Raw genomic sequence first — 3,629 nt, 5'->3', positions numbered from 1 at the left:
CGTGTGCGCAAAAATTTGAAGGTATTGAGCATGTGAGCTGGGCGTGGAATGATTATCCTATGCCACCAAAGTTGGCTGACTCTTCGTCGGTTCATGCATCATCTGCGGTCACGATCCGCGATCTTCGAATCAAACGCGGTCGCACGGTGGTTTTCGACGGCCTGAATCTAGAAATCCCGCGCGGCCAGATCACCGGTCTCCTCGGCCCCTCGGGCTGTGGCAAAACCACGCTAATGCGCGCCGTCGTCGGAGTGCAAAAGATTCAAGGCGGCACCGTCGAGGTCCTCGGACAACCGGCGGGCACTCGTGCACTACGGAGTCTGGTCTCCTACGACACCCAGGCCGCATCCGTGTATGACGACCTCACGGTGCGACAGAATCTCGACTACTTCGCCCAGATTGTCGGCGCCGACCGTGGGGAAACCGAGCGGGTGGCACACGAGGTTGGGCTGAGTTCACATATGCGCAGTTTAGTGGTGAACCTCAGTGGCGGACAGCGCAGTCGAGTCTCCCTTGCGGTGGCCCTACTCGGCAAACCCGAGCTCATCGTACTCGATGAACCCACCGTCGGACTCGACCCAACACTGCGTCAAGAACTCTGGATGCTGTTTCGTAGCCTCGCCGAGCGCGGCATCACCGTGTTGGTCACCAGCCACGTCATGGATGAAGCTGTGCACTGTGACCGCCTGCTGTTAATGCGCAACGGGCAAATCATCGCCGACACCACCCCGGCCAACCTGCTGAAAGACACCGGCACCACCAACCCCGATGCAGCATTTCTTGCGCTCATCACACACTCGACGCACTCGGAGCCGTCTCATGGCAAACATGCCGCACAGCAGGAGCCGTCATGAGTCCGAAGCGCACACTGGCCACAACCGCACGCGTCCTCAAACAGCTCAGCCACGATCCGCGCTCCATCGTGTTACTACTGGTTGCACCCAGCCTACTGGTCGGACTCTTCGCCTGGCTCTTTGACGCCCAGCCCGGAGTCTTCGATCTCTACGGCGGCCCGCTGCTGGCACTGTTCCCATTTATTTTGATGTTTGTCATCACCTCGATCACCACACTCCGGGAACGTCGCTCGGGCACACTCGAACGGTTAATGACGACGACGATGAACAAACCAGACTTCATCATCGGCTACGGTTTGGCCTTCGGACTCATGGCAACCCTGCAAGCAGTCATTACCGTGACGTTCGCGGTGGTCGTGTGTGGGCTCTCCGTTGAGGGCCCGGTCTGGCAGCTTGGCCTCGTCGCCGTCGTCGATGCCATTTTGGGCACCGCCCTTGGTCTATTAGCCAGCGCCTTTGCCCGCACCGAATTCCAGGCCGTGCAATTCATGCCACTGTTGGTTTTTCCACAGATCATCCTGGGCGGCCTATTCATGCCACGTGAGGATATGCCAGATATACTCGAAGCCATTTCGGACTGGCTACCGCTCAGTCATGCGATCGATGCGATCAACGCGGTCACAGCAGGTGATGCAGGTGCGGATCTTTTCGTGCCGTTGTCGATTGTCGCCGCATTTGCACTTGCAGCGCTGATACTTGCATCCTTAACACTGCGCCGCAGAACACCGTGATGGCAGTCTTCGTCCGTCGTGATTCATGAAGTAATCCACATTCGCATCTAATTTCGATCTCGACTGAGGTGCCCGTCGTTAGACTAGGCCAACAAGCGCGAGAAAGCGAGCTCAGCGAATCTGCAACCTGTCGGGATTTCCGACAGGCTCGACAGGAAGGGTCTAGCAAGGTACGGCGTTGGGACCTAACACGGTTGGACTGACAGCAGCCGCCGATCGCTCAAACCAGCACCACGGCCAAATCCGAGCCCTTGCTGGAGGGTCAAGCTTAACGAACAAAACAGCCTCCAACTGGATTTCTCCATGTCAGAGACTGTTTCTACTCTGTGCGCGAGGGGGGACTTGAACCCCCACGTCCGTGAAGACACTGGCACCTGAAGCCAGCGCGTCTACCAATTCCGCCACTCGCGCGAGTGACGTGTTTTACAGCAACGGCTGTAAGCACGATCTATAGTATAAACACAATGCGCCCTCTAACGCCAATCGACATTTTCCCTCTCTCATATTTGCGGGTTGACTATGCGCTTCGTGTATTGGGCAGTGCGATATGAGAAAATGTAACTGCATGTGACAAATACTCGGCGTCAAACTACTGTGGAATATTTACCGCCGGGGTTGAAATGAACACGTTGGAAGGAGTGCCGAGTGGGCATCTTGGATGGTCTAGAGAACCTTCTGGAACGCAGCGTGCGGAAAATCTTCTCGGCGGGCGGCTCCAAACGCATCAAACCGGTCGAAGTGACCAATGCGATGCGCATTGAAATGGACCATCGCGCCGTCACCATTTCTCAAGAACGCACGCTTGTGCCCAACGTGTACACCATCGCATTTTCTGAAGAAGATTTCCCACAGGTTCAACAATGGGGCCGTGCTTTGGCCGAAGAACTCTGTGATGAGGCCATCCGGCATGCGTCCGTGCAGGGCTACTCCCTCTCCGGGCCCGTACGTGTGACCTTTGTGGCCGATGAAGAGGTCGAGCGCGGGGATATGGACATCACGTCGAGCTCCGAAGCGGCTGAGGATCTAGATCCGGGCCAGCCCATCACGTATACACCGAATAAACAGGTCAGCTCGCCAGCAGTACAGCCACCGGCTGAAATGACAGATCCCAGCCTGCAGATAGATCGCACCAACTGGCGGCCCGTGGTGGAAATTGAAGGCACACGCTATGCGATTAACTCAACATCAGCGGTGATTGGACGGTCCTCGGATGTCGATATCACGGTTGGCGATCCTGGAATGTCGCGTCGACACCTGGAAATACGGGTTATCGGAGACCGTGTGTCTGCCGTAGATTTGGGGTCAACCAATGGGTTTTATGTCAACGGGCAGAAAGCGGGAAACTCGGTAGATTTACACCACGGTGATATTATTACCGCCGGTCGGACGACCATCACTTTCCGACTCGCCCCCGATACAACAACCCAGCCCCGGAGGTAGCCCGTGAGCGAATTGGCGATTACTGCGCTGCGATTTGGGCTGCTTGCCCTACTGTGGATTTTCGTGTTCTCTGTGATCACCTCCCAGGGACGTTCTTTACAAATTGCCCGGCCCGCACGCCTGACTCGACGCAAGAAAAAAGAGGAACCAGTTGCTTCGGCCAAGACTGATACGCCCTTGTCACCAACGCGGGCATTAGCTACCAAACTGGTGATAACCGAGGGGCCGTTAGCCGGACGCAGTATTCAGTTGGCCGGCCAGCCCCTGTTGATTGGCCGGGCTCAGGACGCCGGACTGATATTAGAAGATGATTATGCTTCAGGCCGGCACGCTAGACTTTTCCCGCAAGGCAGTCGCTGGTTCTTGGAAGACCTCGGCTCCACCAACGGAACCTTTGTGCAGGGTAACCAATTGACCCGCACCATGGCCATTGACCCGGGCACCCCGGTGCGCATTGGTAAAACCGTTATGGAGCTGAAGGCATAACGATGGCCCTTCAGCTGAACTTCGCTGCCCGCTCGGACGTTGGACGAGTGCGGTCAAAAAACGATGACTCCGCCTATGTGGGCCGCTACTTAGCAGTGGTGGCCGACGGCATGGGCGG

Annotated in this window: 4 protein-coding genes and 1 tRNA gene; 4 read left to right on the top strand and 1 reads right to left on the bottom strand. The window is 56.8% G+C overall.

Annotation, left to right across the window (positions count from 1 at the left end; all coding sequences use genetic code 11):
• The first annotated feature begins 59 nt into the window (after positions 1–59).
• Complete coding sequence (locus tag K8V32_RS03740) at positions 60–854, top strand: ABC transporter ATP-binding protein (RefSeq protein ID WP_303903086.1); 795 nt, start codon at positions 60–62, stop codon at positions 852–854.
• Positions 851–1,585: an ABC transporter permease gene (locus K8V32_RS03735; RefSeq protein WP_303903083.1), complete on the top strand. Its 735-nt coding sequence runs from the start codon at positions 851–853 to the stop codon at positions 1,583–1,585. The genes K8V32_RS03740 and K8V32_RS03735 overlap by 4 nt, the downstream gene beginning before the upstream one ends.
• 327 nt (positions 1,586–1,912) lie before the next feature.
• Here the strand turns inward: K8V32_RS03735 and K8V32_RS03730 are convergent.
• Positions 1,913–1,996, bottom strand: a tRNA-Leu gene (locus K8V32_RS03730).
• Positions 1,997–2,230: 234 nt separating this feature from the next.
• On the opposite strand from K8V32_RS03730, the gene K8V32_RS03725 reads away from it, so the two are divergent.
• Together K8V32_RS03725 and K8V32_RS03720 are read left to right on the top strand one after the other, a co-directional pair.
• Positions 2,231–3,025, top strand: coding sequence for an FHA domain-containing protein (locus K8V32_RS03725; protein ID WP_303903080.1), 795 nt, complete (start codon positions 2,231–2,233; stop codon positions 3,023–3,025).
• Between the two features lie 3 nt (positions 3,026–3,028).
• Entirely contained in the window at positions 3,029–3,511 is a 483-nt protein-coding gene (locus tag K8V32_RS03720) for an FHA domain-containing protein FhaB/FipA (RefSeq protein ID WP_303903077.1), read from the top strand.
• Positions 3,512–3,629 lie beyond the last annotated feature (118 nt).

Origin of the sequence: Enteractinococcus helveticum, assembly GCF_020742345.1 — a bacterium.
In the GTDB taxonomy this organism is placed as follows: Bacteria; Actinomycetota; Actinomycetes; order Actinomycetales; family Micrococcaceae; genus Yaniella; species Yaniella helvetica_A.
Note: the sequence above shows the minus strand (reverse complement) of the source record. Positions and strands in the feature narration are given on the sequence as shown.